The following is a 1097-nucleotide window of genomic DNA, read 5'->3' as shown; positions in this document are numbered from 1 at the left end:
ACGTGGATTTACCCTTAAACTGCAAGAGCTGACAAAGGACTTGGCAGAGGGAATTACCATAATGCAATAGGGGGCACTTCACATGAAGAGGATAGTCTATATTGGCATGGATGTCCATAGTACGAATTTCACGTTTTGTTCTCTTGAGCCGAAGCTCGGAGGTGAGGATAAGGTTTTCGGCTGCATGCAGAGTGAGGCGGATGTCAAGAACGTGCTCAAGTACATCGAGGGATTGAAGAAAGAACTTGGCGGTGACGTCGAGTTTCTCTGCGGCTACGAGGCCGGCTGTCTGGGGTTTTCGCTGTACCAGCAACTGAAAAAGCAAGGAGTTGAATGTGTCATTCTTGCTCCATCCACGATGATGGCAAGCAAGGGTAAGCGAATCAAGACGGATGCGCGGGACGCAAAGCGGATAGCTCAATGCCTTGCCTATGGGACCTACAGCAGCGTTCATATCCCTTCCAGCGATGACGACGCCGTCAAGGAGTACATTCGTATGCGGGACGACCACAAGATAGCGCTGAAGAAGCTCAAGCAGCAGATCAATGCGCTCTGCCTGCGTAACGGGCGTCAGTACACCGGGACCAAGTGGACGCTTACCCACTTGAGGTGGCTGCGTGAAATGGACTGGCAGGAGGCCGTGTTGAAGGAGACGCTGCAGGAATATCTTATGACCTTCGAGCAAATGACGAACAAATTGGAGGCCCTGGACAGAAGGATCGAGGAGCTGGCCCAGGGAGAGAAGTACAAGGAAAGGGTGAAAAAGCTGGTCTGCCTCCTTGAAGTGAAGACGAGAACGGCTCTGGCGAGCATTGTGGAAGTTGGAGATTTTTGTCGGTTCGAGAAGGGCAGCACCTACGCCGCGTACCTTGGGCTGACGCCTGGAGAAAGTTCCAGTGGAGATACCGTGCGCCGGGGAGGGCTCAGCAAGGCAGGGAACGCACACCTTCGTACCTTGTATATCGAGGCGGCACAAGGGGTCTGCAAAGGGAGGATTGGACATAAGTCAAAGGAGCTGAAAGCCCGTCAGGCGGGGAGCAGTCAAGAGGTTATAGCCTATGCCGACCAGGCGAACGAACGGCTTCGCCGCAAATATT

The 1097-nt window shown here is 53.4% G+C and carries 1 protein-coding gene; it reads left to right on the top strand.

The window, feature by feature from the left end; all coding sequences use genetic code 11:
* Window positions 1-82: 82 nt before the first annotated feature.
* Window positions 83-1097 (top strand): IS110 family RNA-guided transposase (locus ACO5R6_RS07675; protein WP_485626584.1); only part of this gene is annotated, 1015 nt, incomplete at its 3' end.

The organism is Shuttleworthella sp. (genome assembly GCF_057251025.1).
Note: the sequence above shows the minus strand (reverse complement) of the source record. Positions and strands in the feature narration are given on the sequence as shown.